General features: G+C 45.5%; 22 protein-coding genes and 3 tRNA genes. 12 read left to right on the top strand and 13 right to left on the bottom strand.

The genetic code is table 11. The annotated features are described in order from the left end of the window. Positions 1-31: 31 nt before the first annotated feature. From VME0621_RS23220 to orn, 4 genes are all read right to left on the bottom strand, one after another. A tRNA-Gly gene (locus VME0621_RS23220) sits at positions 32-107 on the bottom strand. Positions 108-137: 30 nt separating this feature from the next. Further along, positions 138-214 (bottom strand) — tRNA-Met (locus VME0621_RS23215). 104 nt (positions 215-318) lie between these two features. Next, positions 319-394: transfer RNA gene (locus VME0621_RS23210), tRNA-Gly, on the bottom strand. Positions 395-569: 175 nt separating this feature from the next. Then, positions 570-1,115 carry an oligoribonuclease gene (gene orn, locus VME0621_RS23205; RefSeq protein ID WP_006075671.1) on the bottom strand — a complete coding sequence of 182 codons (546 nt, stop codon included), beginning with the start codon at positions 1,113-1,115 and terminating at the stop codon, positions 570-572. A 99-nt stretch (positions 1,116-1,214) separates the two neighbouring features. Between orn and rsgA the strand changes: the two genes are divergently transcribed. The 4 genes from rsgA to VME0621_RS23185 all read left to right on the top strand — a co-directional run bounded on the left by rsgA (position 1,215) and on the right by VME0621_RS23185 (position 5,939). Further along, positions 1,215-2,270 carry a small ribosomal subunit biogenesis GTPase RsgA gene (gene rsgA, locus VME0621_RS23200; protein WP_062461788.1) on the top strand — a complete coding sequence of 352 codons (1,056 nt, stop codon included), beginning with the start codon at positions 1,215-1,217 and terminating at the stop codon, positions 2,268-2,270. A 132-nt stretch (positions 2,271-2,402) separates the two neighbouring features. Then, a complete protein-coding gene (gene asd, locus VME0621_RS23195; RefSeq protein ID WP_062461785.1) occupies positions 2,403-3,293 on the top strand; it encodes an archaetidylserine decarboxylase in 891 nt (296 codons plus the stop codon). A gap of 220 nt (positions 3,294-3,513) precedes the next feature. Further along, positions 3,514-4,929 carry an SLC13 family permease gene (locus tag VME0621_RS23190; protein WP_062461784.1) on the top strand — a complete coding sequence of 472 codons (1,416 nt, stop codon included), beginning with the start codon at positions 3,514-3,516 and terminating at the stop codon, positions 4,927-4,929. 113 nt (positions 4,930-5,042) lie between these two features. Beyond that, a complete protein-coding gene (locus VME0621_RS23185; RefSeq protein ID WP_062461782.1) occupies positions 5,043-5,939 on the top strand; it encodes a DMT family transporter in 897 nt (298 codons plus the stop codon). Here VME0621_RS23185 and epmA read toward each other — a convergent pair. Then, positions 5,936-6,910 carry an elongation factor P--(R)-beta-lysine ligase gene (gene epmA, locus VME0621_RS23180; protein ID WP_082795553.1) on the bottom strand — a complete coding sequence of 325 codons (975 nt, stop codon included), beginning with the start codon at positions 6,908-6,910 and terminating at the stop codon, positions 5,936-5,938. The two genes, VME0621_RS23185 and epmA, sit on opposite strands and share 4 nt — an antisense overlap. A 249-nt stretch (positions 6,911-7,159) precedes the next feature. On the opposite strand from epmA, the gene frdA reads away from it, so the two are divergent. The 5 genes from frdA to VME0621_RS23155 all read left to right on the top strand — a co-directional run bounded on the left by frdA (position 7,160) and on the right by VME0621_RS23155 (position 11,326). Beyond that, a complete protein-coding gene (gene frdA / locus VME0621_RS23175) occupies positions 7,160-8,977 on the top strand; it encodes a fumarate reductase (quinol) flavoprotein subunit (RefSeq protein ID WP_006075450.1) in 1,818 nt (605 codons plus the stop codon). Then, the gene (locus VME0621_RS23170) at positions 8,977-9,717 is read left to right on the top strand and encodes a succinate dehydrogenase/fumarate reductase iron-sulfur subunit (protein WP_006075449.1); all 741 of its coding nucleotides are present in this window, start codon (positions 8,977-8,979) and stop codon (positions 9,715-9,717) included. The genes frdA and VME0621_RS23170 overlap by 1 nt, the downstream gene beginning before the upstream one ends. A 1-nt stretch (position 9,718) precedes the next feature. Beyond that, on the top strand, positions 9,719-10,102 hold the full coding sequence (frdC, locus tag VME0621_RS23165) for a fumarate reductase subunit FrdC (protein ID WP_006075448.1): 384 nt from the start codon (positions 9,719-9,721) through the stop codon (positions 10,100-10,102). A gap of 10 nt (positions 10,103-10,112) precedes the next feature. Further along, positions 10,113-10,475 (top strand): fumarate reductase subunit FrdD, encoded by a 363-nt coding sequence (gene frdD, locus VME0621_RS23160; protein ID WP_006075447.1) that lies wholly within the window; start codon positions 10,113-10,115, stop codon positions 10,473-10,475. A gap of 155 nt (positions 10,476-10,630) precedes the next feature. Continuing rightward, positions 10,631-11,326 (top strand): VV20781 family protein, encoded by a 696-nt coding sequence (locus VME0621_RS23155; RefSeq protein WP_006075446.1) that lies wholly within the window; start codon positions 10,631-10,633, stop codon positions 11,324-11,326. A gap of 61 nt (positions 11,327-11,387) precedes the next feature. On the opposite strand, the gene efp is transcribed toward VME0621_RS23155, so the two are convergent. Next, the gene (gene efp, locus VME0621_RS23150) at positions 11,388-11,954 is read right to left on the bottom strand and encodes an elongation factor P (protein WP_006075445.1); all 567 of its coding nucleotides are present in this window, start codon (positions 11,952-11,954) and stop codon (positions 11,388-11,390) included. Between the two features lie 34 nt (positions 11,955-11,988). Here efp and epmB point away from each other — a divergent pair, with 34 nt between their 5' ends. Both epmB and VME0621_RS23140 read left to right on the top strand, forming a co-directional pair. Continuing rightward, entirely contained in the window at positions 11,989-13,011 is a 1,023-nt protein-coding gene (gene epmB / locus VME0621_RS23145; RefSeq protein ID WP_062461776.1) for an EF-P beta-lysylation protein EpmB, read from the top strand. A 152-nt stretch (positions 13,012-13,163) separates the two neighbouring features. Beyond that, the gene (locus tag VME0621_RS23140) at positions 13,164-13,586 is read left to right on the top strand and encodes an MgtC/SapB family protein (RefSeq protein WP_081836363.1); all 423 of its coding nucleotides are present in this window, start codon (positions 13,164-13,166) and stop codon (positions 13,584-13,586) included. A 44-nt stretch (positions 13,587-13,630) separates the two neighbouring features. Here the strand turns inward: VME0621_RS23140 and VME0621_RS23135 are convergent, their stop codons facing one another. The 3 genes from VME0621_RS23135 to VME0621_RS23125 form a co-directional block, all read right to left on the bottom strand. Beyond that, on the bottom strand, positions 13,631-14,194 hold the full coding sequence (locus VME0621_RS23135) for a VC2662 family protein (RefSeq protein WP_006075442.1): 564 nt from the start codon (positions 14,192-14,194) through the stop codon (positions 13,631-13,633). A gap of 190 nt (positions 14,195-14,384) precedes the next feature. Continuing rightward, positions 14,385-16,022 (bottom strand): chaperonin GroEL, encoded by a 1,638-nt coding sequence (gene groL / locus VME0621_RS23130; RefSeq protein WP_038223798.1) that lies wholly within the window; start codon positions 16,020-16,022, stop codon positions 14,385-14,387. A 68-nt stretch (positions 16,023-16,090) separates the two neighbouring features. After that, a complete protein-coding gene (locus VME0621_RS23125; protein ID WP_031493033.1) occupies positions 16,091-16,381 on the bottom strand; it encodes a co-chaperone GroES in 291 nt (96 codons plus the stop codon). Between the two features lie 232 nt (positions 16,382-16,613). Here VME0621_RS23125 and VME0621_RS23120 point away from each other — a divergent pair, with 232 nt between their 5' ends. Next, complete coding sequence (locus tag VME0621_RS23120; RefSeq protein ID WP_062461773.1) at positions 16,614-17,957, top strand: MATE family efflux transporter; 1,344 nt, start codon at positions 16,614-16,616, stop codon at positions 17,955-17,957. Between the two features lie 58 nt (positions 17,958-18,015). Here VME0621_RS23120 and cysE read toward each other — a convergent pair whose 3' ends face one another. From cysE to VME0621_RS23100, 4 genes are all read right to left on the bottom strand, one after another. Beyond that, a complete protein-coding gene (gene cysE, locus VME0621_RS23115) occupies positions 18,016-18,837 on the bottom strand; it encodes a serine O-acetyltransferase (protein ID WP_038223802.1) in 822 nt (273 codons plus the stop codon). A gap of 39 nt (positions 18,838-18,876) precedes the next feature. After that, positions 18,877-19,899: an NAD(P)H-dependent glycerol-3-phosphate dehydrogenase gene (gpsA, locus tag VME0621_RS23110; protein WP_062461770.1), complete on the bottom strand. Its 1,023-nt coding sequence runs from the start codon at positions 19,897-19,899 to the stop codon at positions 18,877-18,879. A 152-nt stretch (positions 19,900-20,051) separates the two neighbouring features. After that, positions 20,052-20,519: a protein-export chaperone SecB gene (gene secB / locus VME0621_RS23105; protein WP_031493038.1), complete on the bottom strand. Its 468-nt coding sequence runs from the start codon at positions 20,517-20,519 to the stop codon at positions 20,052-20,054. 159 nt (positions 20,520-20,678) lie between these two features. Beyond that, positions 20,679-21,113 carry a rhodanese-like domain-containing protein gene (locus VME0621_RS23100; protein ID WP_031493039.1) on the bottom strand — a complete coding sequence of 145 codons (435 nt, stop codon included), beginning with the start codon at positions 21,111-21,113 and terminating at the stop codon, positions 20,679-20,681. Between the last annotated feature and the right edge of the window lie 364 nt (positions 21,114-21,477).

Here is a 21,477-nt window from a genome sequence, read left to right as displayed (position 1 = left end):
TCACCGTTAAGTACCGTGAGAACTTTCAAACTGGAGCGACACACGAGGTTCGAACTCGTGACCTCAACCTTGGCAAGGTTGCGCTCTACCAACTGAGCTAGTGTCGCATATCAACAGCAAACGCTATTGATTAAATTTGGTTGCGGGGGCCGGATTTGAACCGACGACCTTCGGGTTATGAGCCCGACGAGCTACCAAGCTGCTCCACCCCGCGTCCGTATTGTGTCACCGTTAAGTACCGTGAGAACTTTCAAACTGGAGCGACGCGACCAGCTTGGGCACGAGGTTCCTCGTGTGCTGTTTCGTCTTTCCTAAATTTGGAGCGACACACGAGGTTCGAACTCGTGACCTCAACCTTGGCAAGGTTGCGCTCTACCAACTGAGCTAGTGTCGCATTGAACGTCTTTCGTCGTTCAGGGCTGCGAATTATAAGAGCATTTTTTTGTGATGCAAGTCCTTATCAGCAAAAAAACCAACTTTTTTTTCGTTTGATGAAAAAGCACACAAAAATACGTTATTTTTCCGCCAGCTACAGCCCTAAACTTATCTTTTTAACAAATATTCGAAGATCAGATAGTAAAAATAGTCTCACGATAATATTTGAGTTCAGCAATAGACTCACGAATGTCATCCAACGCTAGATGGGTTCCTTGTTTAGAAAAACCATCAAGGACTTCCGGTTTCCAACGACGAGTCAATTCTTTTAACGTACTGACATCCACGTATCGGTAATGGAAATACTCTTCAAGTTCCGGCATATGTTTGTAGAGAAAACGTCGGTCTTGACCAATACTATTGCCACAAATCGGTGATTTTCCTTTTGGTACCCATTGCTCTAAAAACGTGATGGTTTGTTTAATGGCTTCCGCTTCATCATACTCACTGTCTTTAACGCGAGCCACCAGCCCACTTGCAGTATGGGTATTAGTGCACCAATCATCCATTTTGGCCAACTCTTCATCCGATTGGTGAATGGCGATTACTGGGCCTTCAGCAAGAATGTTTAACTCGCTGTCCGTCACTATACTGGCGATTTCGATAATTTTGTGTTGCTCAGGATCCAGTCCTGTCATCTCCAAATCAACCCAGATCAAGTTGTCATCACTGAAAGACATAATGCCCTCGTCTATTTGTTTTCTGCTAAAAGAGGTACTATACCGAAATTAAATTCAGTAACCCAAATGGTTTGATGCAAATTGCATCATTGAAATATCGTGGCGAAAAAGAAAAAACTAACCAAAGGTCAGGTGCGTCGTGTACGCAGCAACCAAAAGAAAAAACTGGCAAAGGAAGAAACGGTCCAGTGGGATGAAACCATGCTTGGTGCAGTCAAGCAGGGGCTTGTTATCACGCGTTTTGGGCAACATGCCGACATTGAAGATCTCGAAACTAAAGAAATTCACCGCTGTAACTTAAGGCGCGGCATTGAATCTTTGGTGTCTGGCGATCGCGTTAAATGGCGAGTTGGCCTTGAATCTATGCATGGTATTTCTGGCGTTGTAGAAGCTGTAGAGCCACGAACCTCAATGCTAACTAGACCTGACTACTATGACGGTCTCAAGCCCGTAGCAGCAAACGTTGACCAAATGGTGATCGTCTCTGCTGTAGTGCCAGAGTTGTCTTTAAACATCATCGATCGCTATTTGATTGCCTCTGAAACATTAGAAATCGCGCCACTTGTGGTTCTAAATAAAATAGACCTACTTCCAGAGCAAGATCGCGAGACGTTTTACCAGCTTTTAGATGTCTACAAGAACATCGGTTACGAAGTATTGCTGGTCAGTAAAGAGAGTGGCGAAGGCATAGAAGAGCTCGAGACTCACTTAAAAGACAAGATCAATATTTTTGTTGGTCAATCTGGTGTAGGCAAATCAAGCTTGGTTAACGCCCTGATACCAGAACTCGATGTAGAGGAAGGTGAGGTTTCCACTAACTCTGGTTTAGGCCAACACACCACGACAGCAGCAAGATTGTACCATTTCCCATCAGGCGGCGATCTTATCGACTCTCCAGGGGTACGTGAGTTTGGCTTGTGGCACTTGGAACCAAATGAAGTCACCGAAGCCTTTGTTGAGTTCAAGCCCTATCTAGGTGGTTGTAAGTTTAGGGACTGTAAACACCTCGATGATCCTGGTTGCATTCTTCGTGAAGCGGTAGAAGAAGGTAAAATCGACCAGGTACGCTTTGATAACTACCATCGAATTATCGATAGCATGAGCGAAGGCAAAGCGAACCGACAATATTCAAGAAACAAAAAAGCCGATTTGTGATAACCCTAGAACATGGGCGAGATTAACACTCTGACCGTGTATCATTCACAAATTGCTGACATTTAGGGCGAATTACATTAGTATCTCGCGCCCTGAATTAATAACACTCAATTAATGTTGGAATAGTAAACAATGGATAAGATTAAAGTTGGACTGCAATACTGGATACCTCAGCACGGCTTAACCCGTTTGGTAGGTAAACTGGCATCAGCAAAAGCAGGCGGTCTAACAACAGCGATCATTCGTTGGTTTATCAAGCAATATAACGTCAATATGGACGAAGCTTTGCACGCAGATCCAGCTCACTTTAAAACCTTCAATGAGTTTTTTGTGCGTGAGCTGAAACCAGGAATGCGTCCAATTGCAGAAGGTGAAACTGTGATTTCCCATCCTGCAGACGCATGCGTGAGCCAATTTGGGCCAATCACAGATGGTAAGCTTATCCAAGCGAAGAACCACGACTATACCGCGCAGGAGCTACTTGGTGGCAATGCTGATTTAGCGGCTGAATTTGCTGAAGGCGAATTTGCGACTCTCTATCTATCGCCTAGAGACTACCATCGAGTGCACATGCCATGCGATGGCACCTTGCGTCAGATGATTTATGTTCCAGGCGATCTGTTCTCTGTAAACCCATTAACAGCCGAAAATGTACCAAACCTATTCGCCCGAAATGAGCGCGTTGTGTGTATTTTCGATACTGAGTTTGGACCAATGGCTCAAGTACTGGTTGGGGCAACGATCGTGGGCAGTATTGAGCTTATTTGGGCTGGCACAGTAACACCACCTCGCGGCAATACTGTTTACACTTGGGACTACCCTGCTGAAGGCGATAAGTCAGTCGTACTGAAGAAAGGCGAAGAGATGGGTCGCTTCAAACTGGGCTCAACGGTCATCAACTTATTTGCTAAAGACAGCATTCGCTTTGATGACAGCATGCAGAATAACGCGCCAACGATTATGGGCACCCCTTACGCTCATCAGCAAAACCAAACGGAAAGTGTGTTACAAGACGACGAATAACAAACTTAAACGGTGCCTAGGCACCGTTTTTTGTTTAGATGATATAACGATACTTCGCTTTAAAATCCCGTGATAAATAGCCATTCAGATTTTGACGCAAAGCAAAACACCTTACGAATCTTCCCTCGACTTTTCAAAACTTTAATACCAGTCTAAGACCCCAAGTAGAATATCTTTTAACCTAGGTGCAGTTTAAATATCCACCATGGTGACCGCCCCTATGCCGAAGATACATACTGGGACACTCATAAAGCTATTCATCTGCTTTTTAGTGCCGTTAGGCGTCCTGATGATGCCTATTGATTGGATTCCGATTGATGACCTCACGCTGATTCAGCACCGATTATTAGCCATCTTTTTACTTGCCGCTTTGCTATGGGTGCTCGAGCCAGTACCAGTCTTTGCCACCTCAATTTTGATCATTGCGCTTGAGTTGATCATGATTTCTGACAAAGGACTTCACTTATTCCGCACGCCACCAGCAGGTCATGAACTTGGTGAATTGATGGCTTACACCGATATTTTCAGTGCTTTCTCATCACCTATTATTATTCTGTTTATGGGCGGCTTCGCGCTTGCGATCGCCGCTTCAAAATACGAACTTGATAACAACCTAGCTCGCGTACTGCTTAAACCTTTTGGACAGCAGCCTAAGTTCATTATGCTAGGGTTAATGTTGATTACGGCTGTGTTCTCAATGTTCATGTCTAATACCGCAACAACAGTCATGATGTTAGCCCTCCTTGGTCCTATCGTAGCCTCAGCACCCAAAGGTGACTTGGGTATCAAAGCTTTAGTGCTTTGTATTCCGATAGCCGCCAACACCGGGGGGATTGCCACTCCGATCGGAACACCACCAAACGCTATCGCGCTGCAATATCTTACTGGTGAAAACACGATTGATTTCTTGCAATGGATGATGATGGGACTACCGTTTGTCATCGTTCAGCTCACATTAGCTTGGTTCCTACTGCAGAAACTGTTTCCATCTTCTGAAGACAAAATGGTGCTCAAACTGGAAGGCACGTTCCAGAGAAACTGGCGGGCTATGGTTGTCTATGTCACCTTTGCCACAACGATACTACTATGGATGACCACCAAGCTTCATGGCATGAATACCTATGTAGTTTCTATCATTCCACTTGCTGTATTTACGCTAACAGGCATCATGGGTAAAGATGAACTGAAGCTCATTAACTGGGACGTACTTTGGTTAGTCGCGGGTGGTATCGCCATTGGGATTGGTTTGGATAAAACCGGACTGGCCGCAGCATTAGCGCATGCCATTGATTACGAGTCCCTCTCTCCATTTGCTGTCGTGATTACGCTGTCGATTGTCTGTTGGTTAATGGCTAACTTTATGTCCAATACCGCAACCGCAAACCTGTTAATGCCTATCGCGGCGGCAATCGGTGCATCAATGGAAAGCTTAGCCAGCATTGGCGGTTTACAAGGGTTGCTCGTGGTGGTCGCATTCTCAGCATCCCTCGGTATGATTTTACCAGTGTCCACACCACCAAACTCCTTGGCGTACTCAACCGGGCTTATAGAAAGTAAAGACATGGCAAAAACCGGTCTTATCATTGGTGTAATCGGCCTGCTCATAGTCTATGCAGCAACGCTCATCCTCACCTGATCATAGGTGAATGAAGTCCTCTTGCTTACAAGTAAGAGGATTTCATTGCAGTTTTCACCGTGCCATAGTAAAACCTAATGAATTAAAAGGGATAATACACGTTAGGGATAACAATGGGATTTGAATGGCTGGCGCTGATCGCCGCTTTTTTATGGGCGGTATCTAGCATTATTTCCGTCACCCCAGCCAAGCATCTAGGATCCTTTTCCTATAGTCGCTGGCGCATGGGTTGTACTGCAATCATACTCTCCACGATGGCTGCCATTACTGGTGGCTGGTCAAGCGTAGAAACCAGTCATATAACACCAATGATGCTCTCTGGGCTTATCGGTATCTTTATAGGCGATACCGCCCTATTCGCCTGCCTAAACCGTATGGGACCGAGACAAGCCGGGCTGCTATTTTCCTGCCACGCCGTGTTCTCGGCGGTATTAGGTTACTTCTTATTTGCAGAAACCATGACATCGTTAGAGTTGGTCGGCTCCGCTTTAGTTTTCTCCGGGGTTGCTACGGCTATTTTCTTTGGGCGACGTGGGAAGAGTAACCATAAATCCAGCGAACTCGAAACCATAAAAGGCAATGTGTGGTTTGGTGTAGGACTTGGCATCACCGCAGCCTTGTGTCAGGCTCTTGGTGGAATCATTGCCAAGCCCGTGATGCAAACTTCAGTGGACCCTGTCGCGGCCTCAGCCATACGTATGATCACCGCTTTTATCGCTCATAGCTTGTTTCTATTTACCGGGGCTCGACACGCAAAGAGCATTAACCCTATTACTTGGTCGATATTCGGTATTACGGCACTTAACGGTTTCTTAGCGATGGCGGTAGGCATGACGCTGATTCTATTTGCATTGCAAACCGGAAATGTGGGGATGGTCGCTTTGCTTTCTTCGACCACGCCGATTATGGTGCTGCCACTACTTTGGTTGTACACCAAGCAGCGCCCCAATAAGTACGCTTGGTTAGGTGCCTTACTCGCCGTAGCGGGCACCAGCATATTGGTCAGTTAAGCGCGCGGAAACGGAAACGCGACCACTTCATCAATATGTTTTGCACCAAGTGCTAACATAATGAGGCGGTCAATACCTAAAGCAACGCCAGCACATGCAGGAATGCCTGACTTTAGTGCATCTATTAAATGGTAATCAATTGGCTGCTGAGGAAGTCCCATTTGCTGACGCTTACGATTATCCTCTTCAAAGCGAGCTAATTGTTCGTTTGGGTTGTCTAGCTCATGAAAACCATTCGCTAGCTCTATGCCCTTAAAATAGACTTCAAATCTATCCGCAACACGCTCATCGTTTGGATTGACCTTAGCCAGAGCAGCTTGTGAGGCAGGAAAGTCATACACGAACGCAGGAACGTCTTGGCCGATCTTGGTTTCGACTCCCATGCTAAAAAGCAATTGCAATAGCGTATCTCGATCTTGTTCTTTATCCGCAATATCACTTAGCCCTAAGCTTCCAGCCGCCGTTCGGAGCTCTGGCATACTCGCTACTAGCGGACACACTCCTAAGTGGGTCATAAACGCCTGTTGATATGTCATTCGCTCAGCGCCATCACACGCCAACACCATCCTTAACAGTTCATCCATTTCATCCATTAACTGGTGGTGGTCAAAGCCTTCGCGATACCACTCAAGCATGGTGAACTCAGGGTTGTGGTAGCGACCGCTTTCTTCATTGCGGAATGCTTTATTGATTTGATAAATAGAGCCACTGCCCGCCGCCAACAAACGCTTCATATGAAACTCAGGACTAGTCATAAAATACAGCTTACGACCATCCGCATAACCTGGCCCAACAAACTCCGTTTGGAACGTATGTAAATGGATATCTGTCACGGTCGCATGACTCATAGCAGGCGTATCCACTTCCATTACATTCCTTGATAGGAAAAAGTCTCGTATTGAATGGATTATTTGCGCTCTTTTTTTCAGCAAAGCCACAGATGCTGTGGGCTGCCACTCATTGCAAATCATAATTAAACTCATTAGCTCTGTTTATTGATAATTATACGATTGTGGAGATTTCTACTCAATAACGCGTGATTTTAATCACACATCATATAAATACTATGCTTCTCTTTGCATTTCCGGAGCAAAAACCTAACTCAATCAATTTTTTTGCCATACAGCTTATCTAATATAAAACCTTACTCTATAAAAGCTTACTTAAGCATTTAATTATAACTCGCGAGCTAACTCGCTCTCACACACTGGAGGATAACTGTGAAAACAATTACCACAGATATCGCAGTCATCGGCGCAGGCGGCGCCGGTCTTCGTACTGCCATTGCAGCAGCAGAAGCAAACCCAGAAATGGAAGTTGCTCTGATTTCTAAAGTCTACCCAATGCGTTCACATACTGTGGCCGCGGAAGGTGGTTCTGCAGCTGTAATCAAGGATGAAGATAGCCTAGATAACCACTTCAACGATACTGTTGGTGGTGGTGACTGGCTTTGTGAACAGGATGTTGTCGAATATTTCGTAGAAAATGCCACACGTGAAATGATCCAAATGGAACAATGGGGTTGCCCATGGAGCCGTAAGGAAAATGGCGAAGTTAACGTTCGTCGTTTCGGTGGTATGAAGGTTGAACGTACATGGTTTGCCGCTGATAAGACCGGCTTCCATATGCTACACACTCTGTTCCAGACTTCGATGAAGTATGAGCAAATCAAACGATTTGACGAATACTTTGTGGTTGACCTACTTGTCGTTGAAGGCGAGGTTCAAGGTCTGATTGCTATTCATATGTCTGAAGGTGAACTGGTTACCATTAAAGCCAAGTCTGTTGTGCTTGCAACAGGTGGCGCTGGCCGCGTTTATCACTGTAATACCAATGGCGGTATCGTAACAGGTGACGGCATGGCGATGGCCTATCGTCATGGTGTACCACTACGTGACATGGAGTTTGTTCAATATCACCCAACCGGTCTTCCTGGTACAGGTATCCTGATGACAGAGGGCTGTCGTGGTGAAGGTGGTATCATCGTTAACAAGAATGGTTACCGCTACCTACAAGATTACGGCATGGGTCCTGAGACGCCAGTTGGCCAGCCGAAGAACAAATATATGGAACTGGGTCCTCGTGACAAAGTTTCACAAGCATTCTGGCACGAACAGCAAAAAGGCAACACGATCAAGCATCCACTTGGTGATGTTGTGCATCTCGATCTTCGCCACCTTGGTGAAGAGTATCTACAGGAGCGTCTACCGTTTATCTGTGAGCTTGCAAAAGCTTATGTGAACGTTGACCCAGCGAAAGAGCCAATTCCAATCCGTCCTACCGTTCACTACACCATGGGTGGTATTGAAACCAATGGTCAATGTGAAACACGTATTCAAGGCCTATTTGCTGTGGGCGAATGTGCTTCTGTTGGTCTGCACGGTGCTAACCGCCTAGGCTCTAACTCTCTAGCTGAATTCGTGGTATTTGGCCGTGTTGCAGGTGAACAAGCTGTAGAGCGTGCCAAAGCGTTTAAAGGCTGGGATGACGCTGCTATCGCACAACAAGTTGAAGCTGTTGAAGCTCGTATTGCTGCACTAATGAACCAAGAAGGCGATGAAAACTGGGCTGAAATCCGTACTGAAATGGGTCACACCATGGAAGCGGGTTGCGGTATTTACCGTCAAGAAGATCTAATGCAAGCCACGCTTGATAAGATTGCTGAGCTCAAACAGCGTTATAAGAAAATCAGCATCAAAGACAAAGGTAAGGTGTTCAACACTGACCTTCTTTATGCCATTGAAGTGGGTTATGGACTTGAAGTTGCAGAAGCTATGGTTCACTCCGCTATCCTGCGTAAAGAGTCACGTGGCGCACACCAACGTTTAGATGATGGTTGTACTGAGCGTGATGATGTGAACTTCCTTAAGCACTCTCTGGCGTTCTTCCAAGAGGATAACGCGCCAAGCATCGATTACAGCGATGTGAAGATCACTAAGTCTCAACCTAAAGCGCGCTTATACGGTGAAGCAGCAGAAAAAGCTGCCGCGGCAGAAGCGAAAGCATCTCAAGATAACAGTGCGGAGGAGCAAGCATAATGTCAGCTAATCGTATTCAGAAAGTTGAGATCCTGCGTTATGACCCAGAAAAGGACTCAGAACCTTACTTCCAAACATTTGAAGTTCCGTTTGATGAGACCATGTCTGTACTTGATGCGATTGGTTACATCAAAGATCACCTAGATAAAGATCTGTCTTACCGCTGGTCTTGCCGTATGGCGATTTGTGGTTCGTGCGGCATCATGGTGAACGGAGTGCCTAAGTTAGCTTGTAAAAGCTTCCTTCGTGACCATCAAAATGGCCTGAAGATTGAGCCTTTGGCTAACTTCCCTATCGAGAAAGACCTGATTGTCGATATGACGCCGTTCATCGAGCGCCTTGAAGCTATCAAGCCATACATCATCGGTAATGATCGCAAACCAGAAGATGGCACCAACATCCAAACACCTGAGCAAATGGCGAAGTACAAGCAGTTTGCTGGCTGCATTAACTGCGGCCTTTGCTACGCAGCCTGCCCTCAGTTTGGTCTAAACCCAGAGTTCATCGGTCCAGCAGCACTGACACTTGCTCATCGCTATAACCTTGACAGCCGTGACAATGGTGCCGCAGAGCGTATGAAGATGATCAACGGCGAAAACGGCGCTTGGGGCTGTACGTTTGTGGGCTACTGCTCTGAAGTCTGTCCGAAGAACGTTGACCCAGCAGCAGCGGTTAACCAAGGTAAAGTGGAGTCTTCTAAAGACTTCGTCATTGCAATGCTAAAACCACAGGAGGCGTAGAATGAGTAACAGAAAACCTTATGTTCGTGAAATCAAACGCACGTGGTGGAAAAACCATCCATTCTATCGCTTCTATATGTTGCGTGAAGCGACGGTACTGCCTCTTATTCTATTCACTATCTTCCTGACTTTTGGTTTGGGTGCATTAGTGAAAGGCCCTGAAGCTTGGCAAGGTTGGCTGGAATTTATGGCAAACCCTATCGTCATCGCGATTAACATCGTGGCACTCGCAGGCAGTCTATTCCATGCTCAAACTTTCTTTAGCATGATGCCGCAAGTTATGCCGATCAAGCTGAAAGGCAAACTGGTCGAAAAGAAAACCATCGTTCTTACTCAGTGGGCAGCGGTAGCCGCTATCTCACTAGTCGTTCTCATCATTGTATAAGGAGTGAATCGTGATTAATCAAAACCCAAAACGCTCTGACGAACCAGTATGGTGGGGACTATTTGGTGCAGGTGGTACTTGGTTTGCCATGATTACACCAGTAACGGTACTTGTGCTTGGTATTCTAGTGCCAATGGGCATTATTAGCCCAGAAGCGATGAGTTACGAACGTGTCGCAGATTTTGCTACAAGCATCATTGGTGCCCTATTCATCATAGCCACATTAGCGCTTCCAATGTGGCATGCGATGCACCGCCTGCATCACGGTATGCACGATCTGAAAATCCACGCGGGCGTAGCAGGTAAAATCGCTTGCTACTTCTTTGCAGGCTTAATCAGCGCACTGTCTGTTATCTTCATCTTTATGATCTAAGCAACAGACACAAACCTCAAAGGCAGCGATATCGCTGCCTTTTTTTATTGCCAGTTTTTTTGTGACTCAGCATTTAAGAAGACAAATGCTTACACGCAGAACCCAACTCTCTCTATACAATCCGCGCCGCTTGATAATAAAAAAGAGATGTAACAATGAAGAAGTCTATTTGCGCACTGCTTATTTCTAGTGCACTTTTTGGGTGTGGTTCTACCGTTAATATGACCACATCAGATGCCGTGGCAGCTCAACCAAAACTGATGCTTAAAACGGATGGTACATTTTGGGGCTTTGGTCCTGAGGGCAGTTTTGATCTTGCCGGATTGTATCAAGGTAAATACTCGCGCAGTGCTTCCACTAGCTCTTGGTTCAATACCATTAATACCAAAGAAGGAGAGATGGTTGCAGAGGTGACCCGCAAGGATAACGGTAAAACTTGGACGCTCGTTTGCAGTGGTGGCGGTACCAGCGTCGACCTTGGCAGCTTCTCGTTCGGTGGTAACGGTCCCTATGTTTGTGAGATCAGCGAAAATGGTAAGTCGGTTGGTGAGTATCAAATGGCCAGAAAGTCGGAAGCCATTAGTTTGTCCACCGCTAAAAAAGAAACTGGCTTCATTCGCTTAGACAGTACCCATTTTAACGCGGAATCCATCCACGATGGTGAAGGCTTAATGATGAGTGTCGATAATCCACTTGGTTATAGTTTTAGCCGTGGTAGCGTCGAGGTCGCCGCAGCACAAATCAACGGTGCGATTACCTTACAAACCTTAGCCAATCTGCCTCAAGCAGAAATGGACACCTTAGCGCTTGGCACCGTAGCCAGTGCATTAAGCTGGCGACCACAAGAGTAATACCTCTTCCATTAGAAAAGGTCGCCTAAGCGACCTTTTCTTCATACAGCAAAGAGTAAGCTTACTTAACGCGGCCTACGTACTCACCTGTACGAGTATCAACTTTAATCACTTCACCGATTTGGATGAATAGCGGTACACGTACAACAGCACCTGTTGTTAGTGTTGCTGGTTTACCACCAGTACCCTGCGTATCACCTTTTAGACCTGGATCGGTTTCAGTTACTTCTAACTCAACAAAGTTAGGCGGAGTCACGGTAATTGGGTTACCATTCCAAAGAGTAATCATACAAGTGTTGTTTTCTACCAACCATTTCGCGTTATCGCCAACAGCTTTAACTTCCGCAGCGATTTGTTCGAATGTTTCGCTGTTCATAAAGTGGTAGAATTCACCATCTGTGTATAGGTAATCTAGATCGATGTCCATCACGTCTGCAACTTCAACAGTTTCGCCAGACTTGAAGGTTTTCTCTAGAACTTTACCAGACAGTAGCTTACGAATTTTTACGCGGTTGAATGCCTGACCTTTACCTGGCTTCACGTATTCGTTTTCTAGAATTACGCAAGGCTCGTTATCCAGCATTAATTTAAGGCCGCCTTTAAATTCATTCGTGCTAACAGTAGCCATTGTATCCTCTTAGTGTTCTTCGAGTTAAAATTTAATGTCGCCTATCATAACCCGAAATCTTGTTTCTGTTGAGCAAAACTGGCTCAAACAGCTATCGAATGCGATCTCAGACCCTTATGAACTGCTTAAGCAGCTAGAAATTGATGCGACTCCGTGGGAAAACGGCTTAACCGCTCGACGTCTTTTCCCGATGCGTGTTCCACAAAGCTTTGTCGATCGTATGGAAAAAGGCAACCCGTACGACCCTCTATTAAGGCAAGTTTTACCATTAAGCCAAGAGTTTGAAGTCCACAACGGTTACTCTGAAGATCCTTTAGAAGAGCAAGATGCAGCGGTGCCCGGTCTACTACACAAGTACCACAATCGCGCACTACTAATTGTCAAAGGTGGCTGTGCTGTGAATTGTCGCTACTGCTTCCGTCGTCATTTCCCCTACGAAGATAACAAAGGCGGTAAAGCTAACTGGCAAGTCGCACTCGACTATATTGCGGCTCATCCAGAGATCGACGAGATCATTTTGTCTGGCGGCGATCCACTGATGGCCAAAGATTCTGAGTTAGCATGGCTTGTTCAAAAAGCAGAATCTATTCATCATTTAAAAACACTTCGCATTCACTCCAGATTACCTGTGGTGATCCCAAAGCGCATTACAGAAGAGTTGTGTCAGCTTCTTAAACAGACTCGACTGAATACCATTTTGGTAACGCATATCAACCACGCTAATGAAGTGAATTCTGAATTCTCTGCGTCAATGGCACGTATTAAAGACACGGGCACAACATTGTTGAATCAAGGAGTACTGCTAAAAGGTGTCAATGATTCTGTTGATGCTCAGTTTGAGCTCAGTCATGCGCTGTTTTCTGTGGGCATATTGCCTTATTACCTTCACGTGTTGGATAAGGTTCAAGGCGCGGCACACTTCTTTATTAGCGATGACGACGCCAAAGCCATCATTCAAGGGCTGATCAAACGAGTGTCTGGGTATTTAGTCCCTAAACTGACGCGAGAAGAAGGCGGTAGAGCCAGCAAGACACCACTGGATTTACATCTCGAGTAACCTTTTTCGTCTCGACAAAATATTTTTGTTCGATCAGACGGTCTAATAGTCAGATACTGCGCTTTTTAGGAGGCAATGTGGAACTGACACAGTTATTCAATGCACAACTGCTCGACTTAGGGCCTTTTTCATGGCCTGCACTTGGGGCTTGTATGCTCAACGGTGCCTTAGTAGGCCTCGAGCGCCAAACACGCGGAAAACCTGTTGGTATTCGTACTGCGATTCTGATTGTGTCGGGTACGTACTTGTTTATGTCCATGGCCGTATCCCTTTCTCCGAACACGCTTGATCAAGCGCGAGTATTAGGGCAAATCATTACTGGCGTTGGCTTTTTAGGTGCGGGGGTGATGATGACTCAAGATGGGAAAATTCATGGCGTAACCTCAGCGGCCGTTATCTGGGTTTTGGCAGGGCTAGGAATGATGATTGGACTCGGTCACCATAAAGAATCGATCATTCTAACTGTTTTGGCATTAACGGTCCTATTGGGCGTAGATAAGATTGAAAGCAGCTTTAAAAGCTTACGTCGCGGCGTTCATCAAACCATGCAGAATCGCAATCGAATGAGAAAATAAAAAAGCCCTGATTAATCAGGGCTTTTTTGACGAATCAATTCAAATTACTTCGCGAAGTTGATGATTGGGAAGCACTTGAAGAAACCGTTATCTGCACAGTTGATCAGACCAATCTGAACACCGTCGATCGTGTTGGTTTTGTTGAAGAAACCAAACTGGAAGTTAGACTTGTTTGAGAAGCTAGCAAGACCGATATCAGCCATTGTATAGCCTTCAGAGTAGTTCACTGCACTCCAGTTCAGACCTTTCACATCGTTAGTTACGTTAACGGCACCAAGGTTAACACCCGTTGTTGAACCAGTATTCCAGTTGAAGATACCTAGAGAAGCACCTTTCATCTCTTGAGTTACTTTAGACGCACCGAAGAATAGACCGAAGTTCACACCTGTTGTACGTTGAGTTTCAGACATACCTAGTACAGAGAAGTCGACACCTTTTACTTCATTCACTTGACCATGAAGTACTGCTAAACGAACACCACCAACTGCATTTGCATCTGGTGCATTAAAACCGTTTAGTGATGAGAACATAACTGGCGTGCTGTCTGCTAACGCCATTGGTGAAGCTACCGCTGCTGCCACTGCTAGGGCTGAAATGACTTTTTTCATTATCTTGTCTCCACTGACATTTTCTTATTGTCGAATAATAAGTTTAGACGATGCTAAAAAGGACAACCATACGATTTGTCAGTGAAATGTCATATCCAGCAACATTCTCACAAATTACTTGGTTATTATTGAACCAGATACAAAAAAGCCGAAGGTTTCCCTTCGGCTTGTCAGAACATTCTGATGCGAATTACATCATACCAGGCATGCCACCCATGCCGCCCATATCAGGCATTGCTGGAGCATCTTTCTGAGGAATATCTGTTACCATTGCTTCCGTTGTTATCATTAGACCAGCAACAGATGCAGCAAATTGAAGTGCAGAACGCGTTACTTTTGTTGGGTCTAGAATACCCATCTCTAGCATATCGCCGTACTCACCCGTTGCTGCATTGTAACCGTAGCTACCTTCACCCGCTTTCACGTTGTTCGCTACTACAGACTCTTCATCACCTGCGTTTGCAGTGATTTGACGAATTGGTGCTTCCATTGCGCGAAGTGCAACGCGGATACCCACTGTTTGCTCTTCGTTGTCACCTTCGAGGCCAGCAACTTTAGATGCCGCACGGATAAGTGCAACACCACCACCAGCCACTACGCCTTCTTCAACAGCAGCGCGAGTAGCGTGAAGTGCGTCTTCTACTCGGTCTTTCTTCTCTTTCATTTCAACTTCAGTTGCAGCACCAACTTTGATAACAGCTACACCGCCAGCAAGTTTAGCAACACGCTCTTGAAGTTTCTCTTTATCGTAGTCAGACGTTGCTTCTTCGATTTGTTGACGAATTTGTGCAACACGACCTTGAATCATCGCTTCTTCGCCCGCGCCATCGATGATAGTTGAGTTTTCTTTAGTGATGGTTACACGCTTAGCCTGACCTAGATCTTCTAGCGTCACTTTCTCAAGGTCTAGACCGATTTCTTCAGAAATTACTGTACCACCAGTTAGGATAGCGATGTCTTGAAGCATAGACTTACGACGGTCACCGAAACCAGGTGCTTTAACCGCCGCTACTTTTACGATACCACGCATGTTGTTCACAACAAGTGTTGCTAGCGCTTCGCCTTCTACGTCTTCTGCAATGATAAGCAGCGGACGAGATGCTTTAGCTACTGCTTCAAGAGTTGGTAGAAGTTCACGGATGTTCGACACTTTCTTATCGATAAGAAGAATGAACGGGCTCTCTAGATCAACGCTACCAGCTTCTTGGTTGTTGATGAAATAAGGAGATAGGTAACCACGATCGAACTGCATACCTTCTACTACGTCTAGCTCATCTTGTAGAGCCTGACCTTCTTCAACAGTAATAACGCCATCACGACCTACTTTTTCCATTGCTTCGGCAATGATGTTACCAACCGTAGAGTCAGAGTTTGCAGAGATAGTACCAACCTGAGCAATCGCTTTGGTGTCTTTACACTCAACAGACAGAGCTTTTAGCTCTTCAACCGCAGCAGCAACTGCTTTATCGATACCACGCTTAAGGTCCATTGGGTTCATGCCAGCAGCAACCGCTTTTAGGCCTTCAGAAATGATAGATTGAGCCAGTACAGTAGCAGTTGTTGTACCGTCACCTGCAGCATCGTTAGCTTGAGAAGCAACTTCTTTCACCATTTGTGCGCCCATGTTCTGGAACTTGTCTTCCAGTTCAATTTCACGCGCTACAGATACACCATCTTTAGTGATGGTTGGTGCACCAAAAGATTTATCTAGAACTACGTTACGACCTTTAGGGCCAAGCGTAACTTTTACTGCGTCAGCTAGAACGTTTACACCTTCTAGCATTTTGATTCGTGCGTCGTTGCCAAACTTAACGTCTTTAGCAGCCATTGTTATTTCCTTATCTAAATTCAGTGGATAGCTTGTTTAGAGTAAAAAATTACTCAACGTCTACTTAATTATTCAACGATAGCCATGATGTCATTTTCAGACATGATCAGAACTTCTTTACCGTCGATCTTTTCTGTTTTCGTGCCGTAGCCTTCAGCAAAGATAACCGTATCACCTACTTTCACGTCCAATGGCTGTACTGTACCGTTTTCTAGAATGCGGCCTTTGCCCACAGCCAAAACAGTACCACGTGTCGATTTTTCTGCAGCAGAACCAGTTAGAACGATGCCGCCAGCAGATTTAGATTCAACTTCTTGGCGCTCAACGATAACTCGGTCGTGTAGAGGACGGATATTCATCGGTCGATTCTCCTGATTATTTTCCATTTAGCTTATTAGATAGCCTTCAAGGCCTTGTGTTGAATATGTTGGGGGCGTTTTCTACGATCCCAAGGGCAGCATGACAAAAAATTGTGACAAAAATAACGAAAATGAGCTTTGGCTAGTGAATGACCTTCCTTACCAAACCCATTCTCGCACCAACTCATCAATTGCTGTATTCTAAGCGCCTGTTTCATCAGCACTGAATGCCATGCAAGATAAACACGGCCTACTTTCCGCTCCCATCTCTATTGTCCTTAGAAACATGACTGTTCCTATGGTATTTGGCATGGTTGCAATCTTGGCATTTAACCTCGTTGATACCTTCTTTATATCCCTGCTTGGTACACAAGCACTGGCCGCTATCAGCTTTACTTTTCCGGTTACGTTTGGAGTCAATTGCATCACCATGGGTATTGGTATGGGACTCTCTACCAATATTGGGCGATTACTGGGACAAGGAAATACTCAAAACGCGGCTCGTTTTGCCACGCACGGATTACTACTCGCGGTGGTACTTGTGACCATTGCTTCAGCATTCGGGCTGCTGACCATAGAGCCACTATTTAAACTGCTTGGAGCTAGCGATGACATCATTCCATTAATCAGCGAGTACATGGTGATCTGGTATTTAACGGTACCATTGCTGGTTATTCCGATGGCGGGAAACAGTGCGATTCGAGCTACTGGTGATACCAAAACCCCCGCAAAGATCATGATGCTGTCCGGTTTCATAAATGGCGTGCTCGACCCTCTGTTGATCTTTGGCATAGGCCCTTTCCCAGAGTTGGGTATTCAAGGTGCTGCCATTGCTAGCGGCATTGCTTGGTTTGGAGCGCTGTCTGGCTCGCTGTTTGTGCTCATCAAACGCGAAAAGTTATTGGGTAAGCTCAAACCTACGGAAATTTGGCAAGATTGGATCGCTATATTACGCATTGGAACACCATCAGGGCTATCAACGGCCATGTCTCCGATCTCAGGTGCAATTTTAATGAAGATGCTGTCTTCTCATGGCACCGCGGCGGTCGCCGCTTATGGAGCTGCACAGCGCGTTGAGTCGATTCTAATTTTGGTTTTAATCTCGCTAAGCTCTGCACTAACGCCATTTATGTCACAGAACTTTGGCGCCAAACAGCCTGATCGAAGTTTTGCCGGCTTATTTTTGAGTATGCGGTTTTCGATCGTATTCCAGCTGTTTATCTTCGCAATGATGGTACCACTCAGCATTCCAATTTCTGCGCTGTTTTCCCAAGAACAAGCCGTAAGAGACATTCTTTGGCATTACTTACTCGTAGTACCATTCAGCTATGGATTCCAAGGGATCATCATGATGCTGGGTAGTGGTATGAATTCGTTACACGAACCGAACAAAGCCTTTATGTGGAGTGCGATGAGACTGTTTGTCTTCACCTTGCCAGCCGCGGCCCTAGGTAGCCATTATTATGATGTCGAAGGCATGTTTATTGGCGTTGCAGTCGGTAATGTTCTGGGCGGAGTATTGGCGTATCTTTATGCGCTTGGTGTGAGAAAAAAACATCTGTACCAAGCCAGTTAAAAATAAAGCCAAGGCTGATACCTTGGCTCTACGTTTTTGATTCATTTCTCAGGCTTGTTTAAATACCATCACCACCCATAAAGGTTTGTGACTTACCGTTAAATTGCTGATCCATATCTAGTGATGGTTTATCGGTTTTCGGTTTACCGACAATCTTTGCAGGAACACCAGCAGCAGTAGTATGCGGAGGTACTGGTTGAAGTACCACAGAGCAAGAACCAATTTTGGCTCCCTTACCGACTTCAATATTACCTAGAATCTTCGCCCCAGCGCCAATCATAACGCCTTCACGGATCTTAGGATGTCGATCACCGCACTCTTTACCGGTACCGCCTAGTGTGACGTTCTGCAAGATGGAAACATCATTTTCAACGACAGCGGTTTCACCAATAACAATGCCGGTGGCGTGGTCAAGCATGATTCCTTTACCAATGCGAGCCGCAGGGTGGATGTCTACCTGACACGCAACGGATATTTGGTTTTGTAAATAGGTCGCAAGAGCCATACGCCCTTGGTTCCACAGCCAATTGGCGACACGATAGCCTTGTAGTGCATGGTAGCCTTTCAGATAAAGTAGCGGCATTGAGTACATGGCAACCGCAGGATCTCGGTTCACTGTCGCACAAATGTCACAAGCAGCTGCATCAGTAATTGATGGATCAGCATTAAACGCTTGCTCAACCACTTCACGTACTGCCATTGCTGGCATTGACGCAGTCTTCAGCTTATTGGCTAAAATGTAGCTTAATGCTGCACCAAAGCTTTCGTGGTTGATTATGGTGGCATGATAGAAACTCGCAAGCATCGGCTCTTGCTCTGCTTGTTCGCGCGCTTCTCTTACAATGCACTCCCAGACATTCTTTTTTTCACAGTGTTTCATTTCTTGTCCTACGACTGGTACTCAATCACCAACAGAGCGTTATTGCTGCTCCGCTTTTTTATCCCTAGCAAGCAAATCTTGCGCTGCAAGTCTTGCGTCTTTACCTTGATACAGTACTTGATAGATTTGGTCAACAATTGGCATTTCCACACCCATGCGCTGAGATAACAGCCATACCTCTTTGGTATTGCGATAACCCTCAACAACCTGACCGATCTCTGTCTGAGCCGTATCTACATCTTTACCCTGACCAAGTGCCAAACCAAAACGGCGGTTACGAGACTGGTTATCAGTACAAGTCAGTACTAGATCACCAAGACCTGCCATACCCATAAAGGTATCCGGCTTAGCACCCAAGGCAGCACCTAGACGTGTCATTTCAGCTAGACCTCGGGTAATCAACGCGGTACGTGCGTTTGCACCAAAACCGATGCCGTCCGACATACCCGCACCAATCGCAATCACGTTTTTCACCGCACCGCCCAATTGCATGCCAGTAAAGTCATCGTTAGCATAAACACGGAAGGTTTTACTACAGTGGATTTTTTCTTGAAGATCAGCCACAAACTCAGCATTTGGAGAGGCCACGGCAATCGCAGTTGGAAGTCCCGCCGCCAACTCTTTGGCAAAAGTAGGTCCAGAAAGCACTGCCAACGGATAGTCATCACCAATAATGTCATGAGCAACATCCTTCAACAGTCGACCCGTTTCAGGCTCTAGCCCCTTGGTTGCCCAGCAGATGCGGCTGTCTTGACGAAGATGAGGCTTGATGCTGTTAAGCACAATACCAAATACATGGCTCGGTACCACAACCAAAAGATCGCGACTGGCTTGAACGGCTTTGTTCAAGTCAGACTCGACAATCAACGTTTCTGGAAATTCAATCCCAGGCAAGAACTCATGATTGGCTCTGTCTGCTTCAAGCTTCGCCATGTGTTCAGGTTCGTGTCCCCAAATCACCACGTTTGCTCCGTTACGAGCAAGAGAGATCGCCAATGAGGTTCCATAAGAACCGGCACCGATAACGGTCATTGCGATTTCTTTTCCATATGCGTTATTCATAACACCACCAAATTTTCGTTATGGCTCAATGTAGTTAGTCTACTCCGTACGGAGCAAATAAAAAATGCACATCGCGATGCGCTGTGCATTTTTATTAGCTAAGTCTATTCACTTCGCTTACTCGTGCAGAAAATATGTTCTGCGAAAAAGGCTTAAGCTTCTGCTTGGCCTTCTTGTTGAGCTTGCTGTTGTAGGTAGTTCATGAACAGAGCGTCAAAGTTAACTGGCGCTAGGTTCAGTTGAGGGAACGTACCTTTCATCGTTAGGCTAGAAATAGTTTCACGAGCATATGGGAATAGGATGTTCGGGCAGAACGCGCCTAAGCAATGTGCAAGTTGACCTGCTTCCATCTGCTCAGCAGTGAAAATACCGCCTTGTTGAACTTCACATAGGAATGCTGTGTCTTCTGCGTTTTTCACAGTCACAGTTAGGCGAAGAACAACTTCATAGATGCCTTGGCCTAGTTCACGGCTTTGAGTGTCAAGATCTAGCTTAACATCTGGGTTCCAATCTTTCTGGAACATATCTGGCGAGTTTGGCGCTTCAAAAGATACGTCTTTTAGAAAGATGCGTTGGATTGCGAAGTTTTGTTGTGCTTCTTGTGGAGCTGCTTCAGCCATGATGTTTTTCCTTAAATACGTCTAAAATTGTCAAAAACGTTTATGAGTTGTCTTGCAGACTATCCGAGCCAATCTTCTATGACTAGGCGAGCCGTTAATTCCGTGGCACTTATCACATCCCTTAGTCATAACTGCCGCGAAATTACTCAAAATTCTCGATTACTTTTTGCCTTTGATCAGCGGCAGGTTCGCTTCGCTCCATGCCGTCAGACCATTTTTCAGCAAGTAAACTTTCTCAAACCCTGCTTTAGCTAGCAGATTCGCGCTCTCTTGCGCTGTTTGACCAGTCTTACATACAACAATGATTGGGTCTGATTTATGGTTTTCAAGGCTTGGGATTGAACCTGACTTAATATCAGACGGCAGCACATTTACCGAGTCAGTAATATGGCCACGCTTGAAGTCGTCTTTTGAACGAATATCAACCACTAAACCATTCTCACGGTTCATCATATGAGTCACTTGCGCAGCCGATACTTCTTTATATGCAGCATTTGCTGATTTGAAGATGTTGGCAATCAGAGCGACGAATAGTGCAACCCACACTAGTGCCATGATCATGTTTTGTTGAAAAAATTCTAAATACTCTTGCATAGCTTGCGCTCTTAATAGTTGAACATTAAATCAGTCGAGGAGTATAGCGGCTTAGTCGTGCTCTGGCGAGAGGGGAAAATGTTTCGAACAAAGAATTGAGATCCCTCTCCTCAACCCAGGCGACATTACTATTGCAGAGATAGAGAAAACCAATTAGCCAAACCTGCTAGTAAAGGCGTATTAATAGAAACAAAGGCGAGGAATCATCCAAAAATAGCGTCTATGATTACCTCACGCGGAAAACTATTAGTGGTTTCAACTGTCCAAAACTGAAAACAAGTAACTGCAATCACAAACATTATTTGATCTGCCACTACAGTTTTGGTTAAAAAGTGTAGTAAAATTACGCTAATTTGTTTTCTGT

Source organism: Vibrio mediterranei (assembly GCF_900088415.1).
Lineage (GTDB): Bacteria > Pseudomonadota > Gammaproteobacteria > Enterobacterales > Vibrionaceae > Vibrio > Vibrio mediterranei.
Note: the sequence above shows the minus strand (reverse complement) of the source record. Positions and strands in the feature narration are given on the sequence as shown.